The following is a 22,277-nucleotide window of genomic DNA, read 5'->3' on the forward strand; positions in this document are numbered from 1 at the left end:
CGGTGGTGGGGGTGGCGGTGGTGGCGGAGGCGTTAAAGGGCCAGACGGCGCTGGAACACCCTCTGCGTACGCTGCGATATTCGGTGCAACAATACAGGCAATTAGTGCCAGCAGCGCGATGTATTTTTTCATGGCCGCCTCCTTTTTCGTCAATAATATGCTAATTAGTTTTTCGTTTCAACGGAGGGGATATGCCCGAATCGATAGTAATGTCTCTGCACGGCATACGGACTTCCGGCGCCTGGCAGAAGACATTAACGCTTCAGCTCAACAAATCGGGCTTCACTCACGCACCGCTCGATTATGGCTTTTTCAACGCCATTAAACTCATCCGCCCAAGTATGCGTCGGAAGCAAGTCGACTGGTTCCGGGATCAATATATCCGTGTTAATCAGGACGCTTCCCTTCCATCGGTAATTGCGCACAGCCTTGGTACGTACCTCGTTGCTGAGGCACTTCTCCTTTACCCCCAGATAAAGCTAGATGCGGTGATCCTTTGTGGATCTATTGTTCGAACAGACTTTCCATGGGACAAGTTGATCCAAACTGGAAGGGTTAAACGCGTACTGAACCAATATGGTCAACAAGATATTTGGGCAAAACTTGCATGTTGGTTCATTCGAGATGCGGGACCCTCGGGCGCCGACGGATTTGATTCTGAAACATCCCGGTCAATAATCCAGCAGTGTTACCAAGGATAGAGACACTCTGATTACTTCTTTGATTTGAACTATAAAGATAATTGGGTGCCGTTTCTGAAGTATAGTGATTTGCCCTCGGAGAACATCATTTATAAGCCGAGGACAAATTGGAAATTTCGATTTGCTGTATCAGCCGGGGTATTGGGTCTCTTTTTATTAGTTTCACTTTTCGTCGTAAACTTCCCACCGCCGAATTTGCCAATTCTCGCGATTGATGCCGTAAAGGAAGGCGAGACATTGTACGCTCTCATCGCTGAACAAAAGAGGAGCGATTTCAAAGAAGACCCTCAGCTTAGAAAATTCTATAGGTCGAAGGTTAGGATGCTAATCAAGAGGGGGCAAGAAACATCGGAGGGGCCGTTAATAACAGAATTGTATCTGCCCCATGACCCTCATGGCGCTATCAGTGTGCAAGGCGATCGCATCAAGATGTTCTTGAATTTCAAAGTTCGCCCCGGTGTGTATGAGATGAACGGTATTCTGTATAGTCTCGATGTTGCAAATGGTCGTCCTATAAATGCAGAAACGCTGTTTGAAGACAAAAACCGGGGATGGTTTGCGCGCTTCGAGGGCGAAAACCTAATTCACTTTAGTTTCGACGGGTATCGTCTTGTCCGGCAGAACGCATTACTATCGATCACCATCGCACCATCCGAAGCAAAGCGACTTCGTGACGAGTGGGTTGCAAATCACTCTGGGGGGTTGCTTCCTTCAAATAATACGAGCGGGTGGCTTGTCCCGAAAGAAACTTGGCTGTCTTGGTTCGTCAGGAAACTACAGAGCCGTGGTGAGGAGAAACATTAATTCCGGGCCGGACACATTGGAATTGGGATAATCCCGAAAGAGGATGATGATGAGGTTCCCAACAAGAGGAGCCGATGGGGGCTAACATCCTCGTTCTCAGAATACAAGCGGTTCTGTTCGCTGCTCAGGCATGCCCGAATCAAGGCGGGGCTAACTCAACAGGATGTCGCTGAACGACTTGATCGCCCTCAATCGTACGTTGCGAAGTATGAGGCAGGGGAGAGGCGGCTTGACGTGATTGAGTTTCTCCGAATCGCGAGGGCTCTGAAGATCAACCCGAACGCCGTAATAAAACAGTTGTATTAGACGCAAATTTCCCCAACCCGTTTGCCAAACAACCCTGTCCCGGCGGCCAGGGAGTGACGGCCGCGAGGGACTCCCTATGCTGCAGCCCCTCGCTACCGTGCTTTCCTTTACTAGGCAGCTGAAGGAACGGTGCAATACCACTCGGGGTAATTGTCACCCTTGCCTCGGTTATTGCGCCAGTGAAGCGGCTGAAGGTTCGCCATGTCGTCGCTTCCACCAAGGGCAACAGGCTTGATGTGATCTATCTCCCAGCCATACTGCCCGGTCGTGCCGTATGCCGATCTCTGCATCCACATGTTGCAGCTATCGATTCTATACTCGTTCGGGTTGTATCCCGCCACAACGCGACCTTTGCGCCATACCGCGTCGATTTCCGTTGGGCTAAAAGCGTTGCCTCTCGTCGTTGTATTGTGTTGTCTTGCCACTTCAATCCTCCTTCTCTGGATACGGTTATAGCGAATCTACTGAGATGGGCATTTCACCTATAAGATTTCGATAAACATCACCCCCTTTCATCAATAAAAAAGCCGTACCGATCCCTCTAGGACCTCAAGTACGGCTTCCCGCCCTTCAGCTGAGGCGTTGATCGCCTCGCTCAGACTTCACGCCGGAATGGCTATAGTTTCAGCTAATATATTTTTTGACGCCGAGCGGACTCCAATCAGGAAGCGCCAACCTCCTTTTACATCGTCTACATTCGACCCAATCCGGTCCACTAACCCGAAAGTAATGCATCGCAAGTCCAGTCTTGATTTCACCTTCAAAATTTCTTGCCCGCATGGGCAACAGTGCCTTCGCCAAGTCATCTGATCTGCCATCCTCTCTCAGGAGGCAATACTGCTAGACCCACTATATGGACGATAGGAGGCTGTGTCAACACCAAATCTTGTGGTATGTTGGGGATAAGGAGGGAAAGGCTGTGGATAAGCCGTGCTCGTATGTCATGGACAATTTCCCGCCTCTCGATAGCCGGCTGCTTCCGCTTCTGCTCGCTGCCTGGTATAGCGGCCGACTAGGACCATGCGCCGGGGTGATCATGCTCTGGGCAGATGCGTGGACCTGGTGGTCCTCTATGAGCCAATGGAGCACGGAGGCGTACCGATTTGGGTCGCAGCAGAGAAGATGCGATTGCTCTCAGGAAACGATCAGGGCTAAAAGGAGGTCTGCCTTGCCGGATAGCTGTTTCCCGCCGATCAAGGGGATCGGCGAGCGTCAGGACGGTACTGGGCGAGGGCTGATGAACATCCATCAAGCGGCAGAGTACCTTGGGCTATCTGTCCACACCGTGTACTCGATGGTGAGTCAACGACGAATCCCATTCTTGAAAGTTGGCCGGCTTACCAAGTTTGACCGGCAACTGCTGGACGATTGGTTGAAAAAGCATACGGTCATGCCGACGGGCAGGCCAACAGAAGCGACCGGTTGACACTCGTTCCAGTTCTGAGTACCATATGATCCAGAAGTGAATACGCTAGGGGTACGGCTACGAGCCGCTCGTGAGAAGCGCGGACTGAGCCTTCGGGCGTTGAGTCGAGAGGCAAGTGTCGGCCTCGCCACACTGGTACGGCTGGAGGCGGGGGAATACGACCCCCGCCTCTCCACGCTACGCAAGCTGGCGGCAGCCCTCGATGTTCCAATCACACATCTAATCGGCGAGGAGCCGAAGAAAGGAGGGAGATAGGATGGGGTTCGCGAAACGCAAGGGCGTCTACTACGTGCAATTCAACGTCCGGCAGGAGAACGACAAGTTGTATTTGGATCGGTACGGCAAGCGAAAGCGATGGAAGGCCGTGCCAGATAAGCGGGAGGCGCGAACGCAGGAGTCGATCATCAAGACGAAGCTGCTCCAGGGGTGGGAGATCGCACGAAAGCTTGTTCCTGTGACGACCCTGAGCGAGTATGTGGAGAAATGGAGGTCAGGTGCGAAGCGTGAACTGGCCGCGAAGACGTACGCCGGCTACAAGCAGGTTCTGGACCTCTACATCCTGCCGCCCTTAGGCGGGCGGGATATAAAATCCCTGACCTGGGCGGATGTAAAGGCGCTCCTCTCCCAGAAACAGCGCGACGGGTACATCACGATAAGGGCGGCGAGAAGAAAACAGCCGCAGTCCCCTATAGTGCCAATACGCTTCGGCTGATCCGCGCCACGCTGTCGAGCATTCTAAGCGAAGCTGCTGAAGAGGGAGTTATTCTCACGAATCTACTGATCGGGCAACGGCAGAAGCGGCGGTCTGGTAAGGCAGGTCTGTTGAAGTGCGGGCAATGAGTTGGGAGCAGAAGGCGGCATTGGAGTCGAAGCTGGCCGAACTGGAGCGAGAAGGGAAGATTTCCCCCAGCTACGCGAACCTGCTCTTTCTCATGCTCCATACGGGTCTGCGTCCTGGTGAGGGGCAGGCACTAAAGGTTGGCGACATAGATTTTCACGGGAAGCGGTTACTGGTGGAATGTTCGGCCACCCTGGGGGGCTCGATCAAGCGGACGAAGACCGGCGAGCCGCGATGGGTCGATCTAGGCGACCAGATGATAGACCGGCTGAAGTCGTATCTGACATGGCTGAAAGCTGAAGCTATCGCACGAGGGAGGGAGTCCGAATGGTTGTTCCCTTCGGAAACGGGAACCTTGATCGATGACCGGCATATCGCGAGGGCCTTGCGACGGGTCTTGGAGAAGGCCGAGTTGCCGGCCTTCAGCCTCTATGACCTCCGCCATACCTACGCGAGCCTGTTGCTATCTGCTGGCGTGCCGTTACTGTATGTGGCGAAACAACTCGGTCATACAAAACCGACGATCACGCTGAAGTACTACGCTCGTTGGATTCCAAGCGGGGACATGAATCACGTCGGCGTATTGGAAAGGACACCAGTACGGACCCCTGCCGCCATGCCCGCACAGTCACCCGCCACCGACGCTGCCTAATCTCGTGAAAAAATTGGTGGGCCGTGTAGGGATCGAACCTACGGCCCGCTGATTAAGAGCCAGCACCAGCATTTACTCTCAGGTACTATCCCTTACCACGCCTCTTGACACTTCAACGAGTTGTGATTACGGTCCTCCTCTAGGTTACGGTCTAGACCCCGACATTTCGCTCTCTCGTGTCTACACAGCGTCTACATTTCGGCCCGCTGATTAGACCGTTGTGATCGAGAAGTCAACGCGCACGGAGGCCGCGTCCATGCCAAAACTCACGAAACGCCTTATTGATGACACTCCCTTCCCACCTTCAAGACAAGTCTTTATCCGAGACTGTGTGCTTCGTGGTTTTGCGCTGCGAGTGACCAAGGGAACGAAGACATTCGTCCTGGAGAAACGTGTCAGAGGGAGGGTCAGGCGAATTACCATCGGTCCGTATGGTCCTCTCACGGTTGACCAGGCTCGCAAGCAGGCGGAGGCTCATGTCGGGGCAATCGCACAAGGGGAAGATCCGGCGCAAGTACGTCAGGACAGGATCAAGGAGCCGACCTTTGGCGATCTAGCCGTCTTGTATGAGCAACGGCATCTCCCCATGAAGCGGTCGGCGAGGGATGACCGGAGCATGCTGGAAACGCATCTCAAGGATTTGAAGACGCGGAAGTTATCCGATATTAGCGGGAATGAGATTGTCCTGCTGCATTCGAAAATCGGGGAGGCGGCGCCCTATCGAGCGAATCGCGCCGTGGCCCTGCTCAGAAAGATGTTCAACCTAGCCAAGGACTGGGGCATGTTTCAGGGGGAGAATCCTGCAACCAGAATTCATTTCTTCAAAGAAAAAGAACGGGATCGTTTCGTGCGGCCCGATGAATTTCCTCGTCTGTTTGCCGCCATCCTTGAAGAACCTGATGAGTGTGTGCGCGGGGCTTTTTTTACGTACTTGTTCACCGGGGCTCGCCGCGAAGAGGTGCTCACGATGCGGTGGGAGGACATCAGCTTGGAGCAAGCCGAGTGGCGTATCCCGCAGACGAAGGCTGATCGCCCGCATGTGCTTCCCCTGGCGGGACCGCTCCTCGCAGTCTTGAGCAAGCTTCCGCGACAAGATGGAAATCCCTATGTGTTCGCCGGGCGCAAGGGGTCCCATCGCGTGAACATCAAGCGAGCCTGGGGTCGTATTCGGACCAAGGGCGGTGTCTCCGATGTCAGACTTCACGATCTCCGGCGCACTGTGGGATCATGGCTGGCTGGCAGCGGTGAAAGCCTTCAGTTGATTGGGGCAGTCCTCAACCACAGCAACATCAGCACGACAAGAATCTATGCGCGACTGGACCTTGATCCTCTGCGCAGGGCCTTGGAACAGAACGCGAGCAAGATGTTGCTGACGGTCCACAAGCATTTCCAACGTAAAGAGGGAAGGAAGCAAAGAAGGGGATCAATTCCCACGCCGTCGCTCCCAGCATTACAGCGGCTTGTGAGCGCCGCTACCAATTAGGTTCTGTACCAGAACACACTGTGACAGTACCCACGTCGTTTCTTCCGGGCTCACTTGGTGCTCGGCTCCATTTTAAAGAGCGGTTAAAGCGGGAAAGCCGAAACGGCAAACCGTGGTAGGGACGGTCTAACGGCGCCACAAGCCAGCAGGACGACAAGCCTATACGTCCATACGAAGGCCATAAACTTGCCATGACGTAACCGGGTAACTATCAATAATGATTATAAATGCACATTTCGGAAAGTCTTACTTGTAAATTAACGCAGAAATAACTATATTATATGGTTATGAATGCGCAAAACGGCAACACATCTCCTATAGACTTTTTCTCGAACCATCCTGTGTTTACGCACGAGGAGTTCCTCGTAGCCCACGCGCAGGCGAAGGGGCGCAGCCGCCACACGAGCAACAACCTCCTGGCCCTTCATCTGGCGGCTGGTCGTCTCGTGCGCGTCCGTCGTGGTCTCTATGCGACTGTTCCCCGCGGTGTCGATCCAAAGGCAGCCGTGGTGGACCCGTACCTCGTGGTCACGAAGCTGGCCGATGACGCGGTCGTCGCGTACCATGCGGCACTGCAGTTCCACGGAAAGGCCTATTCGGTCTCGAACCGGTTCACCTACCTGTCACGCCGCCGGGGCCGCCCGTTTCGCTTCCGCCAGGCGGAGTTCGTCCCCGTTCAGCTGCCTGCCCCGCTGCGCCGACTGCCCGGTGCCGGTGGAGGCATCATCGAACAACGGCATGCGGGCGGGGTGGTTCGAGTGACGACATTTGAGCGAACCCTGGTCGATGTCTTGGACGTACCCGAGCATGGAGGTGGCTGGGAAGAGATCTGGCGCTCACTAGAGACAGTCGAGTTCTTTGACCTCGACGCGGTTGTGGAGTATGCGCTCAAGCTTGGCTCGGCGCTCACTGTAGCCCGTGTTGGGTTTTTCCTGGAGCAGCATCGCGAGAGGCTCATGGTCGAGGACCGACATCTGGAGGCGTTGCGCTCCCACGCGCCGGCGCAGCCTCGCTATCTGGATCGGCGACGAGAACCGGGCAAGCTCGTGTCGCGGTGGAACCTCGTTGTGCCGGAGCGCGTGCTGTCACAGGCCTGGGCGGAGGTCCCATGAACCTTACGCTAGAGGAGTTGCAGCGGGAAGCCGCAGCCACGGGCTTTCTCAGCGAAACGCTCGAGAAGGCCCTCCGCCTCCTGGCCCTACTCGATGCCTTGCGGAGCCACCCGTTTCTCCGAGCCCGCATTGCGCTCAAAGGGGGCACGGCACTCAACCTCTTTGTCTTCGACGTGCCGCGCCTCTCTGTCGACATCGATCTCAACTATGTTGGCGCTATCGACCGCGAGGTCATGGTAACCGAACGGCCCAAGGTCGAGCAGGCGGTGCAGGCGGCCTGTGGCCGCGAAGGGCTCCGGGTCATGCGAGTTCCCGGAGAGCATGCCGGTGGCAAATGGCGCCTCACCTATGCGTCGGCCTCCGGCCAGCCAGGGAATCTCGAACTAGACATCAATTTCCTGCTCCGTGCACCACTGTGGCCAACGCGGCCTTCCGACTCACGTCCGGTCGGATTCTACCGGGCGAAGGAAGTACCCATGCTGGACCTCCACGAACTCGCAGGTGGGAAGCTCGCCGCCCTGTTCTCCCGTACGGCGAGCCGCGACCTCTTCGATACATGTGGACTCCTCCGGCGAGATGATCTCGACCGGGTCAAGCTACGGCTCGCGTTCGTTGTGTACGGCGGGGCGAATCGGAGGGATTGGCGGACAGTCTCCCCCGACGATGTGAAAGTAGATCCAGTCGAGCTACAGAACCAGCTCTTGCCGACGCTCCGCACTACGACAAAAGAGTCGCCAACCAATGTTGCCGCGTGGGGCGAACAACTGGTGTCTGAATGTCGGGACCTGTTAGAGAAAGTGCTGCCCCTGACTGCTGAGGAGCAGGAGTTCATCGCGCGCCTGAACGACCATGGGGACATCGCACCAGAGCTGCTCACGAGCGATCCTGTGATCCAGGCGACGATCCGCGAGCATCCTGCGCTCCGATGGAAGGCGCTCAACGTTCGACAGCATCGCGAGGTGCAGGAGGACGTGTAGGCGAAGACGCAAGAGCGTTGAAAGACTGTCGGTGCCGTTTTGGCTTCGAACAGCGGGTGACTAAGGCTTAGGAGCGAACTCATCGGCAGATCCCTCCAGCGGTCGCGTGCCCAGCTTGAGAAGAGCGCCGTTCGCTTCACTCGCCAGCGTGGAGACAGGCTTCTTCCATGAGATGAAAATCCGGCACAGTTCAAAGGTTTTGCTCCCGGGAGCGGCGTAGGGAACGACAATGTGTTCGGCCAGGGCGGCCACAAAGCGATTGCGAAACTGGGCGGCGTCGACGGTTGCACGGCGCACTTTTTCAGAGAACGGCGAGAGGTACAGAAGCCGGCCTTCTTCGAGAGCCGCCTTGTGTTCGGACGAGACTCTCATCGCTTTGAGCGCTCTGGCCGGACAGATAATCACCGGTTGACTTCCGCGTAGGAGAATCCGCAGGCATTCTCGTTCCATGGGTGAATGGAAGCCTCCGATGACCGGAACGCCCGTGTTACGTAACCGTTGGGCTAGGTCGTATGTTTGGAGGATGATGTTGCCAGGACATTTGACCGAACAGATCAGCCCCACGGCCTTGGTGCTGAGGATGGCTGGATTACCAATGAAGGCAATTCGTGAAGGGGCCTTAACACCTAGGTACTGGGTAAGCTGTGAAGGGAAACTTGGGTCACTGGAAGAAAGCCACGCAAGAGATGTCGGCATGCTGTCGGTGAACCCACTATCTAGGCTGGGATCGCTTCATCCTCCGGAACCGGCAGGTTTGGATCGGCCGTGACAGCCAGCCATTTTAATGTGGCGAGATTCCGGATCGTCGAGGCGACTGCATTTCGGTCAAGAGGAGGACGACGTTTCTGTTTCCAATGCATGACCCCTTCCAACACGTCGGTCTCAGAAGGCAGTGCTCGTCCTTCCCCCGTTAATTCACGGGCTGCAAACAAAACCGTGGCAATGATTTCAGCTTGATCGGTGTTGACCCGCGTAAATAGATCGGCGGTCTTGTACAGGACCTTGCCCCATCGCTCAAAGAACGGTACATACTTCTGTCGAACACGATCGAAGTTCGGCCCCACAGTAACCAAGAACATCTTCCCGCGGCGTTCTTCCTGTAACAGGCCGTTATTGACGAGCTTGGCTTCCAGAGCTTTCAAATCTCCTGAGAACGGGCCGAAGCTGCTTCGTTGATAGTGCAAACCCGTCGGCAAGCCCTCATTTGTAGCCACATAGGCGATTTTCTGAAACAACGTTCTTCCAACTGGCCAGTGGTAGGGTTGTTGCTCGATGCGAGCGAGAATTTCAACCAAGGCCACCCAAGCCGGATTCAGCGCCGACTGTCCATTCTTCACTGTTGGTTCCGTTTGCCGACCTGTACCTTGTCCCAAGAACTCCACCATCAGTTCTTTCGGGTGCGTGCCATAAGGGGCATACATCTCAACGGGGATACCCATGTCCTTGACGAACCGATAAATCAAGGGGCCAACCGCCCGCCATTCCAATTGGCCGTTACCGCATCCAAGTGGAGGAATAGCTAATGAAGTGACCCCCCATTCCCGGTAACGCTCTAAGAGGTGTTCCAGCCCGCGCTCGATATCACTCAGCTTAGAGATCGACTTCCAATGATCTTTGGTCGGAAAGTTGATGATCTGAGGCGGGAACAAGGTCTTATAGAGATACGGAACACCGGGCTTTAGTTCGCCCCGTTGGCATCGTTCGACATAGTCCGCGTACATGTCGGGAAACCGGTTCTTGAACTCAAGGGCAATCCCCTTTCCCATGATGCCGACGCAATTGACCGTATTGATTAGCGTTTGCGCCTTCGACTTCAGTATGTCTCCGACTAAGATTCTCATGGCTGCCCGTCAGAAGAACATAGCACCGTTGATGACCACCGGCAATTGGGTACCCAGCGCTTCAAAGGCGCCCAACGCCCGCTGATTCGCCACATAAGCACCGATGAGCAAGTCTGGGCTGATGGAGTCAGGCACCAGGACCTCTGCGCATTTGATCGATTTGTGTCTCATGGCCTCATAGGGATCGTCTGCATTGGTCCAGAATTGAGCAAAGATCAGGTCTTTGTCCAAGGCCTGTATTCCGGCAGAAGCCGCGTAAAACCGAACGTAGTCACTCGCCGCATTGCAGTCGGCGACGATCACGCCGGGCTGGTCGAGCACGGATGCATCGACTCGCAAGACGCAGATGCTGTCATTCATGTCGCGTCGCCTACTCAACATGGGGTTATGTGCATCGAAGTAGAGATTGGCGTACTCGTGCAGCAGGCCTGCGCCAGGAATCCGTTTGTCACGCCGCCTGTCCTGCACCTCCAGCATGGCCACCGACCTATGCGCTAATCCAGCCGCCCTTCTGTTCGAGAGAATGCCGTGCTCTAAGATCGACGGCACGTTCTCGATAGCTGTGATGAAATGGAGCTCGGTAATGTCTTCCCGGTTCACTCCTTGTCCTCACCCACATCCTGCCCCAATCAGTACTTGATGTAGAAATCAATGATGAAGTCCAGGATCTTTCTATCTTCTCGGTCGAGCTGGATCATTTTGACGGCGTTGATGGCGCTGTTTTGCAGATAGCATCGAACTTGGCGACGTCCTTCAGTTCCTCGATAAGAAAATCAACCCATTCTTGAGTGTAACCGTAGTCATTGTGCAGTTTGTCATATACGCAGTATTTCGGGTCGGTCTCCCATGGAATTTGGCTGCCATTGGGAGGACGGACTTTGTATCGCCTCCAACAACGGATGTGGGTATCCATGGTAAACTTGTCACCCTGTTTTCCGGCCCGCAACACTGTGGGATTGCCCAGTCCTTGCTGGACCTTTTTCACTACCTCTCCTGCTTTCATCGTGTCTGGGTTTAGTACTGGCACCGCCTTGGTCTTAACCATGGCTACTAAATGGCTAGCCTGTTTCTTCTGCTCTTCTGTCAGTTTGACATAGTGCAAAAACTGAATAGATGGTGCGCTGGAGCTGGGATGGTTGGTAACTTGTATCAAAAACGCCTTGAATGAGTACTTGCCGCTGGCCAAAGTCTCGGGTGAGACCGTCGAGCGATAACGCTGGATAAAATCGGCGATCGGTTTTACTGCGGCATTGCGCGTGATCGCATCTATTAAACCCTCCGCCGAAGGGAACATTTGCAGCGAAAATGACAGGCATTCGCGCAGGCAATGCTTGCTGCCGAATTCCTTTTCCAGCATCTCGTCGAAATTTAGGAGCATCGCCTGACACTCACCAAAGATGTTGGCGTCGAGTTCCGGCATCGAACGGTGCTCGATCTTGTTGCGCAATGGAATGAAAAACTCCAGATTCTTCCGCACCGCGTTCATTGTGTCGTTGCCGTAGTACTGCCGCAGACACTCGTCCAACTCCCAATATCGGTAATCTCCGCCTGTCTTGACGTACCGTCCGCTTGGTTTCTTGTAAAATGGTCTGCGCTTCTTCTTGAAGAAGATGGCATGAAACAACGCCGTCCAGGCGATCACCATCAGTGCGATGTAACCGCCTGATTTGAACTTCACGGCGGGCTTGTTATAAACCTCAACGGCCAGCAACGCGGAGTCGTGCGCTTTATCCAAGGCCGATCTAACTGCCCTCGGTAATCCCCTCATTTCTACTCGCCGTCGCTCTCCATGTCCTGACCCATGCGGTACTTGATGTCGTAGTTGATGATGAAGTCCAGTTCCTCGTCCGTGAAGCCGTAGTGTTTCGCTAGCACGCGGTCGATCTCGTCGAGAATGGCTTTACAAGCTGAGTATTTAAAAGTTTCGATCCTTAGACCGCTCTTGGTCATCATCAGCGTCGTTGCTTTCAACGCTGCAAGATAGCGCTGCCCTAGTAGAGAAAGCTGTTGCTTTATACTGCCCTGATTAATAGATGGGTCGAATCTAAAGGCCAAGAGATCGCGTCTATTCAGATTTCTGCAATCCGAAAGTACATTCCAGAACCAGAAGAACGTTGATGAACTCAACGCCGCAACGATGGCCCACACATATTCAGGGGTCTCGAACCTTAAATCTTTTAGCTCAGAAGGCTCTATTCGCCGACCGCTATTAATTTCAGTTATGCGAGGAACGAAGTTGAGAAACGCTAAGAAATAACCAAACTTGCGCGTGTAGAAGACGCGGTAGCGTGTAGATTCTCTCACTGCGTCCGCTAGTCTTTCTGTGACCTGAAGGATTTTATTGAATGCACTAACCTCTAATTCTGAGCCAAGTTTTTCAAGAGACGCTGGAAAGACGGAGAAGGTGATATGTGGCGGGGCGTACCAAAGACGCGAACGAAACAGTACCTCTCGTTCGTCCGCAAACCAGCGGAAATAGCCCGTAGAATAGATTGAAGGCGCGGTGGTGGGTGACTTCCTTCCCACTAGAATAGTCAATCTCTTCTGTGCGCCATCAAACAGCTGAGAAGGTCGGTTTGCAAAGAATGAGACCCATATCTTATCAAGTGTTCGAAGACACAGTTGTTGAAGCAGGCTGAAGCCATCAGTTCCAAAGATTGAAATGGGCACGATTAAGCTAATTAAGCCATTCGTTCTTAGGAGCTGATAGGCTCGTTCGAGCACGAAGGCGTAAAGATCTCCACATTCTAAGGTCTCAAAGTGATGAACTGTGTAGTTCTTTCTCACATCCTGATATTCGACATAGGGGGGATTTCCGATGATTACATCGAAGCCACCGCTCTTCATGATTCTGTAAAACTCAATGAACCAATGGAATGGTCTGTGGGAGGCGAGCCACTTCGCATAGGAAGCGCGCTTTGAGGCATCGACACCATACTCGTTGGCAAGATAGCGATTGAGTTCGTCTTCAAGCGTTTTGAGGCGCCTCCGTAGCTCGTCCTTCGCATCGGCAAAATGCTTGGCCTCCATGCCGTGTTCGGTCTGCATCTCGTGGAACTTTTGAAACGCCCTATCGGCAATCTCGGCGTTCTCTTCGATGGTGGGAAGGGATTGAAGGCGGACCCAGTCCCCTTCCATGGACTTTCTGAGGTTCTCAAGGCTGGCGTAGCCGACCAAGGTGTTGCCCGCGCGGATATTAAAGTCGATGTCGGGTAGCGGCTCGATCTGCTCCACCTTTTCTACTTGCGCGACGAGCTTGAGGAACAGGCGGAGTTTGCAGATTTCGACCGCCTCTTCCATGATGTCCACGCCATAGAGATTGTTGAGGATGATGGATTTCAGCACGAAGTAACGGCGATTCGGATGGCTCTCGACCCGTTCGAGAATTTTGCGAAAGTCGCTGAACTTTTCCGGCCGGTGTTTGGCGCCTGACCGATCAAGGTCGTCGAGAAAGACTTCCATCCGGTCCAAACAGGCTTCGTAGAGCGGTTCAAGAATGTTCAGCGCGGCAAAGAGGAAGGCGCCTGAGCCGCAGGTGGGATCGAGCACGGTGACTTTCTCGATTGCATGATAAAACGCCCGCAACAGTTCCGGGCCTTCGGAGTTTTCGATAACATCCTGCGCGAACTGCCGGATGTCGAGGTTGTAAGTAATCAAGTCGTTGATATCTCGAAGTCCGCCGTCCGTGAGTTGTTTGCGTACCTCTTGGTATCGCTTACGTCGGGCGAGCACTTCCCGCCAAATTTCTGTGGGCAGGGCATAGTCTGCTGACGCGGGTTTGTTCCATTCTATCCGCTTCGACACGTCGGTTAGGCCGGCCGCAATGGTAGGAGGGAGCTCAAGACCGACTCCCTTCTTTACCGGTTCGTAGATGTAGCGATCAGGATCGAGTTCCAGCAGGCGCCAAACGGATTGATTGCCTTCGAAGGCGATCTTGCACTTTTTCCGCGCGGTGTCGAAAAGGAACGGGATTACCGTGTTTTGGCTGATGTAGCTGGTGATGTCCTCCTTCGTATAGTAGGCGCCCATCTGTTTCTGGTTGATGTACTTCTCGAAGATGTAGCCGAGGACATCCGGGTTGATCTCATTGTCGGCGCGAAGCGGGCGTTCGTCGAGGTGCCAGTGGTACTGTTCAAAGAAGGCGAAGAGCCTGGTAAAGGCCGTGTCAGCTACTTGAATATCTTTGCCGTGCTGCTCTTCGATCTGGTGACGAAGGAACAGACCTCCATTGAGGTACGGCACCTTGCCCAACAAGCGGTTCACGTTCGGTGCGCGGTCGGTATCCTTCTTGGCGAACCCCTCGAAGAACAGGGGACAAAGAAAGTCCTTGTAGAAGCGGTCCTTTCCTCGCTTCTGACACTCGGCCAATTTGTTTCGCAAGTAGTCCTGATTGCCGTCGAGGAAGCCCTTCTTCTGAATGAAGTAGACGAACATCAGCCGGTTGAGCATGACGGAGGCGTACCATCGTTGCAGATCCTCGTCGGGGATACCTTTTAGGAACTTGAGAAACGCCGCGTGCTCCTTCTGGAACGTGTCATAGAACCGCTTGGTGACGCGCTCGACGTCGAAGGCCGCTCGTGCCCGGCTGGTCACCTCCACCAGACTGAGTTGTTCCTCCTCCTCCAGGGAAAAGGCGATGCCCTGGAGTTTTTGGATGAGCGCATCTCCTGGTTGATTGCGATGGTAGGTATGTTCACGACAGGCGGTCGGTTTGCCTACTTCGCGCTTCACCCACTGCCACACCTGCGTGGAATTGGATGAGTCCGTGTAAATAATCAAGTGCTCTTGAGCCGACTTGGTGAGCTGGCGGTCGATTTTGCGGCGGGTGGGGTAGTCTGGAATTCCCTGCTGGCCGATTGCGCGACAGTGGAACGCCACCATGCCGCGCTTTTGAGCCACGGCGATTAACGCAAATCGCTGTCCATCAATCGGAAGGTCGAGCGATGCGGTATGTGAATCCCAGCCGAGTTCCTCGATGAAAAGCCGACGAAAATCACCAGCGGCGAGGTGTTGGCGAGTTCGAGTAGGGTCGAGCGGCATTGTTGGTTGGTTACTCGGGGGCTGATAGTCCCATGGAACAGATGATCCTTGGTTCCTGGCTCTGTTCCTCTTCGTGGATCAAGCAAAGCCGGTCTTCTTCTCGCAAGGCTATGACCAGTTCTGCCAGTGCTTCATCCGATACCCCGCTTCGGAGTTGGCGATTGAGCGTATCCACGGCCGATTGGCGGAGCGGGTAGCGGTAGATTTCGTCGATGGCTTTCAGAAGTTCCTGGGACTCAAACAACGTCCCTTTGACATGCTCCGCATGGCGCTTGAGTCGTTCATACGTGCGGAAACGCGCCCCTGAAGGTCGTCCCAATTGTCCCCCAACTGTTTTCTCTTCTTTGACAATCAACTCGACACCCTTTTGGACGAGTTCGTGATGGTTTGCTTGGCGCGGTAGCGCTGGTGTATCTGAACTGCACGCCGCAGCCTGGAGGATGGCGAACTGAGACTCCGTGACGGCGGTACCGTTTTTGTCGATCCAGGCCAGCGCATCGTTGCCTTCGGCTGTTCTCAGATACACCAGCACCCCGCCTGGTTGCTTGTTCGTCGGGTCATGCGCCCGCGTGGCATAGATTACGGGCGGCAGATCGGGGATGGTCTTTTGTAGGCTGGGATCGGCAGTAATCGCGTTCTTCCAGATTTGATAGGCGTACGAGGCCAAATCGACTTCCGTATCGGCCTCTCCATCTAGAATGCCTGCTTTCTCATGGTAGAGATTGAGGATCGCATTATCGTTTCGATCATCCTCGAAGAAGGCCTCGTCGGTGCCGACCACTTCCGCATTTTCTTGAAGACGGAGCCTCACCCTGGCTCGGAGGCGAATGATGCGCTCGACGCCTTCGGCGGGCAAAAAAGAGTAGCAGAGGATGTTCTCAGCTTTCTGTCCGATGCGGTCCACACGGCCCGCTCGTTGGACGAGGCGAATGATGGCCCACGGGAGGTCGAAATTCACCACAATGGCTGCGTCTTGCAGGTTTTGTCCCTCACTGAGCACGTCCGTGGCAATCAGGACTCGCACCTCTTCGCCTGGTTCCAGTCTGTCGCGCTTATCATTGCTATCCGGACTGAACCGCCACGCCAACGCCGTCGGGTTCGGAGAGTCTCCGGTTGCACCAGCCAAGGATGAGACTCCACGAGCCGCGAGCTGGGTCTCTAGGTAGCGGACGGTATCGGCAAATTGAGTAAAGATAAGGACTTTGTCATTCGGGTGCTTCTTCTTGAGCAAATTGACGAGGGCCTGAAGCTTGGCGTCTTTGTTCGAGTCCCATTCACCGCATAGTTGCAAGACCTTTAGGAGGGCCTCTGTATCGCTCCGCAAATCGTTCTCTAACGATTTAACAAAGAGTCCTGACGGAAGCCACTTAAATCGCCGCTTGTATTGACCAGCGTACTCCTCATAAATCTCGGCTCCTCGGCTGATGAAGTCCTTAGCCTTTCGTAACGATCCTATTCGTGGCCCCTCTTGCTCGTGGTCGGTCTCGTCGTCCTCAAATAATCCTGTCTTGGCGCCGGGGGCGTCGGCATCTTCGTCGTAGATGCGCGCATCGAGCATCTCGGCATCTTGCGTGCCGATTGGGATGGGCTTCTTGTGTTCGATCGCATGAAGATAGACGTGATTGCGGAGGATATGACGTTCGATTGACTGGAGAAAGGCCTGGCCGCTGCTTTCGAGACGCTTGAACAGATTCGTCCGGCAGAACCCCATAAGGCGTTTCCCGGCACGAGACAGGTCTTGCAGCAATCTCGCTTCAGCTTGTGTCGGTGGTTCATGCGGGGTCGCCGCCACATAGTTCCCTAATCCGTACCGAGGGAGATTGAGGGCGTTAATGGTATTGACGATATCGTCGGCGTAGAGCCGCGCATACTGGTCTGCGGGGTTGGCATCGTCAATCTTGAAGGTCACTGTTCTTGGAACTCTGATGGGAAAGTAAGACCGGCTCCCATCCTCGAAGGTGAGAAATCTCCGACCGCTGGTGGGGTCAGTCTGGGCATAGTTATCCTGAATGAAACTGCGGGTGCGTCTTACCATGTAGAGGCGCATCAATTCTCGCCAGTCGTCTGCATATTCGCTCTTCTCGAAAGCCGCCAGGGAGCGCACGGAACATTGATGGCGTCGAATAAACTCGGTCTCGGTGAGCTCGCGAATTAATCGTTCTGGGCGAACACCGAGGTCTTTGTCCTCTTTGACGAAGAGACGTAACTGGTTGGAAAGGTCAAGATAGGTTTTGTTGTATGGGGTGGCAGAAAGCAGAATACACTTGCTCTCATTCGCTTGGACATATTCTTGAATAGCCCGATACCGTTTGCCTTCACGGTTGCGAAGGTTGTGGCTTTCGTCGATGAGCACGAGGCGGTAACGGCGCAGATTCGGCAGTTCCCCTACAACCTGGCTAATTGACAACACCTTCGCGAGTAACCGGTATTGTGCTCGATAATCCTCCCACATCGGGACCAAGTTCTTTGGACAGATGATGAGTGTCTCAAGCCCGTGATCATCCTCGAAGATTCTTGCCAGGGCGGTGGCCATTAGAGTTTTCCCGAGACCCACCACATCCCCGATCAATACACCCCCACGCTTGTTCAGGTGATGCGCGGCAATCTTGACCGCTGCCGTCTGAAACTCGAATAACCTCTTGCCGAAGTCACGCGGGATTCTAAATTCGGAAAGCCCGGCCCGTGCTTCTTGTGAAAGATGGTACGCCATCTTGATATAGATGTGGTACGGAGGGACGAGTTCTTCCCGTGCCCAGCTTTCTTCGATAATGCGGACGAGTTCTTCGGAAATATCCACACACCAACGGTCCGTCCACCGATCTTCGAACCACTTGGCCAACTTCTGGCAGGCGTCATGATCCAACACATCCACGTTCAGCTCGCCCTGCTTGGAAAGGCCCGCAAGCGTCAGATTGCTGCTTCCTAGGTACCCGACGGTGGGATTGATAGGATCGGGGCGAAAAAGCAAATACAACTTGGCATGTAAAGGATGCCGGAGGAATAGCTTAACTATAACCTTCTTGGATTTAATCTGTTCTGCCAGCTTGCGTAACCCCGCTTCGTCTTCGTTGGTCGGAATGCCAACGCTCAATTGCTCGCGGAACTCTTCGGCGAGCTTCTTTTTGAGGCGAATTGCCGTCTGGTTGTCTATCTCGCCATCTCGACTGATCAGGCTCAAAGCTTCACGCAATTCATCCTGTGGCAACCGCTGCATGCCGACCAACAGCCTGCAAGAGTGACCATCTCCGCCAGCCCATTTTTCAATGTGCGAGTCGAGTTGCTTCCACCCGCGCAAATTGAAGTATCCAACACAGAAATCCGCGCGGTCGGCAACCTGGATGGTTTCGCGCAGGGCAGGCAGGAGAGATTGTTCGATGTTATCAAAGATACGAGGCATGGCGCCAGGAGGATACTGTTTTTTCGGCTAAGTGACAACGCTAAAGGTCTGAGGAAGTACAACGGAAGCTTCTGCGAATTGGGGTTTCTTTGCCCGCGCCTACCGCCAATTACTGCCCATTACCTTCCGCAGCATTCCCTAAACTTTTTTCTCGTGGCGGTCCTTGACAATTGGCGCAGGCAGGATTACACGAGGACCGGAGGCGGTTACCGTACCAATGGATTCGTTCAATCAATTCCTCAAGCAGCCGGGATTCGGCCTCTGCCGCGGTGTTCTCCTCCGTGACAGTCTTCTCCTGTTACTCTATTCGGCCTGGGGCATTGTCTGTTTGGCTGCCGGATACCAGGGGCAGGGTCTCGTTTACATTTGTGAGCCGTTCGTGGTGATGCCGCTCCTCATCTCCCTCCGAAGAGAGCTGCTTCCTCTTCCGATTGCGCAAGCCTGCGATGGCTTAGAGTCTGACATCTTCGAATGTGTTACTGCCGGCGGCTTTAAGACATTTGTCGGAATGATTCTCGATCATATCAGCGGATTGGTTCTCGATTACGTCATTTACTTGATCGAGCTGGTTGCCGATTGGATTGAGACTGTCTTTTGGTTCCTCATCTGTTTCATCTTTTCCGTTCTCACCGCCCAAGAGTCTTCGGTCAGAGCCAGAGTTCGATTTGCTTGGGAATCTACTTCTCTCCGGCGCTACCTCTTCCTCACTCACAGCCACACCCTTCGTGCACCGCCCTCGTTAGCGTAACTCCCTACTTTGTTCGTCAACCATCGCCTGTAACACGTTCTTTGTCCTTGTGCACGAGGTCTACGTATGCCATCCTCAGTCTTATCTTCACCGGAGTTTTTCGATCGCGGGCAACAGTTATTGACAGAGAAAGAAGCTGCAGAGTTCCTACGCGTTTCCATCAAGACTTTGCAGAGCTGGCGTCTGCAGGGTAAAGGGCCAAGGTTTTTGAAACTGGGCCGATGTGTTCGTTACAAACTCGACGATTTGACAAGGTTCCTTGAGGCATCGGCACGGAATTCTACGAGTCAACCAGCCTGGGACAGACGCACCCATAAAGCGATCTGAAAGGGCAGTCCAAGGAGGAGGAAACCCATGAAGCTGTATGAACAACTTAAACAGGAGTTGATCCAGGAATCCAATGACCAGTCGCTGCGGTTGACGGTTACCTTGAGTGGCCCCCAGGCGGAAGCCTTTCTTTCTCTCCATGAAGCTCTCGGGGGCCCTGATACGATCACTCGCAACGCCTTGGCGAGCCGAATCTTGTCTCATGCGTTGCTGACGGAGCAGACAGGACGGCGTGCGCGAGAGCGAGGAGACAGTAAGGCCGTTGGATAGATATGCGGGGCTCTGATTCTGGAAGACAGAAGGGGCTGTTTGCTATCACACCCAACGCCTAGAACTAGGCAATTTGAAGAGATCGTCAGTGTCGTCTGAGTTTGAAGTGATTTCCCTGAAGGTTAGCAGCGAAGGTGTAACCAGTACGGAACTGAAGATCGAGGCATGACAGAGCCGTTGACAATAGGCGCGCATCTCTTGTTGCAGCCGAACGAAACTCGATTTCGGCCCTGTCATTGCCTGAAAGGAGGGGCGATCGACCATGTCTCAACCGGTTTCTCTCCGACTTGATGACAAATTGCACGCGGTTCTCCGCTCCGAAGCAGGACGGCGACGCATCCCGTTTGCTGATTTCGTCCGAGCCTGCATCGAACGTGGACTGTGGATCGACAGCGTGCATGAATCTGGACTCCGGCAGTCACATCTTGCTGCCCTGTATGAATCACGGAATTTACTCCGTCGGCTGGTCAGTGCACGCTCACCCAAAGATGCGGCGGATGCTCAGGCTGAAGCATTGGCCCAGGCCAAGGAGGAGTTGCCATGAGCCTCATTCGCGGGTCCGAGTTGCTTCGCCACCGGTGGCGTATGTTCCTTGCCACCCTTGTGTTTGCCTTCCTGCTCGGCGTTGTGTCTGGAGGGCTTTGGCTGTGGATGAATCCCTCTTCTATTGAATCTGGTGCGTGGCAGGTCTACCGGGCGTACTGGCTGGCTCGCCTCGCCGTGTCCATTGGGCTCACACATATCGCCCTCCCTGTTCCAACGGTTGAAGGGGAACAGCGTTGGTCAGTCGTGCAGATCCTGGGCAGCGAAGAGGCGCAGCGGATTGCGCACGATACGCATCAGATCCTCCTGGATTCAGCTCAGCAAAGCATGACAGTGGCTGCACTGGCGGCGGGATTGTGGTTCGTCATCGCCTGGATCTATGGCCATCTGTCCTGGAGGGATCAATCCGTGGCCGGATCGAGCACCGCACCCCGGATGGTATTCCGTGCTTGCCAATGGCTCACTGCCTGGCTGTGGAGTCCGTACCGTCTGGCGGGGGTTCGTCTGACCAAGGATGGCGAGCGACTGCATGTTGTGATCGTTGGGTCCACGGGAACCGGGAAGACAACGGCGGCCCTGAACTTGCTCGACCAGATCAGGGCGCGAGGTGATGCAGCCATCGTGTACGATCCGGACGGTACCTTCCTCTCTTACTTCTACCGAGCCCATCACGACGTGGTGCTCAACGTCTGTGATGCCCGCATGCCGCCATGGAATCCGTGGGCTGACTGTCTGGAGGCCCAGCATTTCCTGGACTTCGCGGAAGCGATGATGGCGCGAGATCCGAGAGAAAGCAGTGACTCCATCTGGGATGTCGGGGCCACTCACTTCATTGCATCCGGATTGGAGCAACTTGGACGCATGGCCAGATGCACAAACCGAGACCTCTATGAGCTTCTGGTCACCATGCCATTGGATGAGATTGAGGAACGTCTGAAAGGCACGCCGGCAGGCGTTGTGATGAGTAAGAGCATCGAACGCACGGCGCTCTCGGTGCGGTTCACGGCCATGAAACGAGCCGGTGTGTTTCGCTATCTCCAGGATGCTTCAGAGGGTGAAACCTTTAGCATCCGCCGATTCGTGAGTCAGCCTTGTGGCCGGTGGCTGTTCCTGTCCGCTCGAGCTGATATGCGGGCCCTGCTCCGTCCCATGCTGACTGTCTGGTTCCACCTCGCCACGACTGCACTATTGTCGTTACCGCCCTCATCAACGCGGCGGCTCTGGTTCATTCTGGATGAAACCGCTTCCCTAAATCGTCTCCCTGCGTTGAGCACACTGCTTCAGGAAGGCCGGCGCTTTGGGGCCTGTGTCGTACTCGGTCTTCAGTCACTCTCCCAACTTGCCTCACTGTATGGCGAACAAGAGGCCATCACGCTGCTCTCTATGCCGCAAACCACCCTGGCTCTTCGCAGTCCGGAACCACGGACCGCGGAGCTGCTTGCGAAGCGCATTGGACAACAGGTCTTCATCGAATCCCAGGAAAGTGTGCAGTACGGGGGCCACGCTGCGCGAGATGGAGTGTCCTTGTCCGAGCATTACACGACCCGTTACCTCATCGAACCTGCGGCATTGCAGTGCCTGCCGGATCGAGTGGGATACCTCAAGCTCCCCGGTCCTCAGCCTCTTGTGCATGTCTCGCTCCGGGTGAACGAACGATCGCCCATTGCGCCGCCACTGATCCCGCGCACGATGCTGGTTGGCAGGTCTGATGCCGAACCTGCTGCGAACCACCAGGGGCATCTTGGCGCATCAAAGAACGATCGAACGCCGAGTCTCGCAGAGTTAGCAGATGAATTGACCACGTGAAGGCGG

21 protein-coding genes and 1 pseudogene are annotated in these 22,277 nt (G+C 54.7%); 15 read left to right on the forward strand and 7 right to left on the reverse strand.

The window, feature by feature from the left end; genetic code table 11:
- Positions 1-191 precede the first annotated feature (191 nt).
- From AC1U7K_RS03105 to AC1U7K_RS03115, 3 genes are all read left to right on the forward strand, one after another.
- Complete coding sequence (locus AC1U7K_RS03105; protein ID WP_480249333.1) at positions 192-701, forward strand: hypothetical protein; 510 nt, start codon at positions 192-194, stop codon at positions 699-701.
- A 45-nt stretch (positions 702-746) separates the two neighbouring features.
- Positions 747-1,505: a hypothetical protein gene (locus AC1U7K_RS03110; RefSeq protein ID WP_480249334.1), complete on the forward strand. Its 759-nt coding sequence runs from the start codon at positions 747-749 to the stop codon at positions 1,503-1,505.
- A gap of 120 nt (positions 1,506-1,625) precedes the next feature.
- Positions 1,626-1,811 (forward strand): helix-turn-helix domain-containing protein, encoded by a 186-nt coding sequence (locus AC1U7K_RS03115; RefSeq protein ID WP_480249419.1) that lies wholly within the window; start codon positions 1,626-1,628, stop codon positions 1,809-1,811.
- Between the two features lie 110 nt (positions 1,812-1,921).
- On the opposite strand, the gene AC1U7K_RS03120 is transcribed toward AC1U7K_RS03115, so the two are convergent.
- Positions 1,922-2,107 (reverse strand): HNH endonuclease signature motif containing protein, encoded by a 186-nt coding sequence (locus tag AC1U7K_RS03120; protein WP_480249335.1) that lies wholly within the window; start codon positions 2,105-2,107, stop codon positions 1,922-1,924.
- An 872-nt stretch (positions 2,108-2,979) separates the two neighbouring features.
- Here AC1U7K_RS03120 and AC1U7K_RS03125 point away from each other — a divergent pair.
- The 8 genes and pseudogenes from AC1U7K_RS03125 (at position 2,980) to AC1U7K_RS03160 (ending at position 8,299) form a co-directional block, all read left to right on the forward strand.
- Positions 2,980-3,237: a helix-turn-helix domain-containing protein gene (locus tag AC1U7K_RS03125; protein WP_480249336.1), complete on the forward strand. Its 258-nt coding sequence runs from the start codon at positions 2,980-2,982 to the stop codon at positions 3,235-3,237.
- 36 nt (positions 3,238-3,273) lie between these two features.
- Positions 3,274-3,492 carry a helix-turn-helix domain-containing protein gene (locus AC1U7K_RS03130; protein ID WP_480249337.1) on the forward strand — a complete coding sequence of 73 codons (219 nt, stop codon included), beginning with the start codon at positions 3,274-3,276 and terminating at the stop codon, positions 3,490-3,492.
- A gap of 1 nt (position 3,493) precedes the next feature.
- On the forward strand, positions 3,494-3,949 hold the full coding sequence (locus AC1U7K_RS03135) for a tyrosine-type recombinase/integrase (RefSeq protein WP_480249338.1): 456 nt from the start codon (positions 3,494-3,496) through the stop codon (positions 3,947-3,949).
- Positions 3,950-4,073: 124 nt separating this feature from the next.
- Positions 4,074-4,727: a tyrosine-type recombinase/integrase gene (locus tag AC1U7K_RS03140; RefSeq protein ID WP_480249339.1), complete on the forward strand. Its 654-nt coding sequence runs from the start codon at positions 4,074-4,076 to the stop codon at positions 4,725-4,727.
- Positions 4,728-4,983: 256 nt separating this feature from the next.
- Positions 4,984-5,241 (forward strand): annotated as a pseudogene (locus AC1U7K_RS03145) (Arm DNA-binding domain-containing protein); the annotation flags it as partial.
- 102 nt (positions 5,242-5,343) lie between these two features.
- Positions 5,344-6,210 (forward strand): tyrosine-type recombinase/integrase, encoded by an 867-nt coding sequence (locus tag AC1U7K_RS03150; RefSeq protein WP_480249420.1) that lies wholly within the window; start codon positions 5,344-5,346, stop codon positions 6,208-6,210.
- A 341-nt stretch (positions 6,211-6,551) separates the two neighbouring features.
- Positions 6,552-7,322, forward strand: coding sequence for a type IV toxin-antitoxin system AbiEi family antitoxin domain-containing protein (locus tag AC1U7K_RS03155; protein WP_480249340.1), 771 nt, complete (start codon positions 6,552-6,554; stop codon positions 7,320-7,322).
- Complete coding sequence (locus tag AC1U7K_RS03160) at positions 7,319-8,299, forward strand: nucleotidyl transferase AbiEii/AbiGii toxin family protein (RefSeq protein WP_480249341.1); 981 nt, start codon at positions 7,319-7,321, stop codon at positions 8,297-8,299. The genes AC1U7K_RS03155 and AC1U7K_RS03160 overlap by 4 nt, the downstream gene beginning before the upstream one ends.
- A 60-nt stretch (positions 8,300-8,359) precedes the next feature.
- Here the strand turns inward: AC1U7K_RS03160 and AC1U7K_RS03165 are convergent, their stop codons facing one another.
- The 6 genes from AC1U7K_RS03165 to AC1U7K_RS03190 all read right to left on the reverse strand — a co-directional run bounded on the left by AC1U7K_RS03165 (position 8,360) and on the right by AC1U7K_RS03190 (position 18,577).
- Positions 8,360-8,995 (reverse strand): DNA-processing protein DprA, encoded by a 636-nt coding sequence (locus tag AC1U7K_RS03165; RefSeq protein WP_480249342.1) that lies wholly within the window; start codon positions 8,993-8,995, stop codon positions 8,360-8,362.
- Positions 8,996-9,015: 20 nt separating this feature from the next.
- Positions 9,016-10,140, reverse strand: coding sequence for a type II toxin-antitoxin system antitoxin DNA ADP-ribosyl glycohydrolase DarG (gene darG / locus AC1U7K_RS03170; protein ID WP_480249343.1), 1,125 nt, complete (start codon positions 10,138-10,140; stop codon positions 9,016-9,018).
- Between the two features lie 9 nt (positions 10,141-10,149).
- Positions 10,150-10,740: a DUF4433 domain-containing protein gene (locus AC1U7K_RS03175; protein WP_480249344.1), complete on the reverse strand. Its 591-nt coding sequence runs from the start codon at positions 10,738-10,740 to the stop codon at positions 10,150-10,152.
- 94 nt (positions 10,741-10,834) lie between these two features.
- Positions 10,835-11,875 (reverse strand): DUF3644 domain-containing protein, encoded by a 1,041-nt coding sequence (locus tag AC1U7K_RS03180; RefSeq protein WP_480249345.1) that lies wholly within the window; start codon positions 11,873-11,875, stop codon positions 10,835-10,837.
- Positions 11,876-11,910: 35 nt separating this feature from the next.
- Complete coding sequence (locus AC1U7K_RS03185; protein WP_480249346.1) at positions 11,911-15,180, reverse strand: Eco57I restriction-modification methylase domain-containing protein; 3,270 nt, start codon at positions 15,178-15,180, stop codon at positions 11,911-11,913.
- A gap of 10 nt (positions 15,181-15,190) precedes the next feature.
- A complete protein-coding gene (locus AC1U7K_RS03190) occupies positions 15,191-18,577 on the reverse strand; it encodes a helicase-related protein (RefSeq protein ID WP_480249347.1) in 3,387 nt (1,128 codons plus the stop codon).
- A 217-nt stretch (positions 18,578-18,794) separates the two neighbouring features.
- Here AC1U7K_RS03190 and AC1U7K_RS03195 point away from each other — a divergent pair, with 217 nt between their 5' ends.
- From AC1U7K_RS03195 to AC1U7K_RS03210, 4 genes are all read left to right on the forward strand, one after another.
- Complete coding sequence (locus AC1U7K_RS03195) at positions 18,795-19,325, forward strand: hypothetical protein (protein WP_480249348.1); 531 nt, start codon at positions 18,795-18,797, stop codon at positions 19,323-19,325.
- Positions 19,326-19,391: 66 nt separating this feature from the next.
- Positions 19,392-19,652, forward strand: a complete 261-nt coding sequence (locus AC1U7K_RS03200) for a helix-turn-helix transcriptional regulator (RefSeq protein WP_480249349.1) — start codon at positions 19,392-19,394, stop codon at positions 19,650-19,652.
- A gap of 27 nt (positions 19,653-19,679) precedes the next feature.
- Positions 19,680-19,922: a hypothetical protein gene (locus AC1U7K_RS03205; RefSeq protein ID WP_480249350.1), complete on the forward strand. Its 243-nt coding sequence runs from the start codon at positions 19,680-19,682 to the stop codon at positions 19,920-19,922.
- A gap of 540 nt (positions 19,923-20,462) precedes the next feature.
- On the forward strand, positions 20,463-22,271 hold the full coding sequence (locus AC1U7K_RS03210) for a type IV secretion system DNA-binding domain-containing protein (protein ID WP_480249351.1): 1,809 nt from the start codon (positions 20,463-20,465) through the stop codon (positions 22,269-22,271).
- Positions 22,272-22,277: the final 6 nt, after the last annotated feature.

It is taken from the genome of Nitrospira sp. Vd2, from assembly GCF_979581665.1.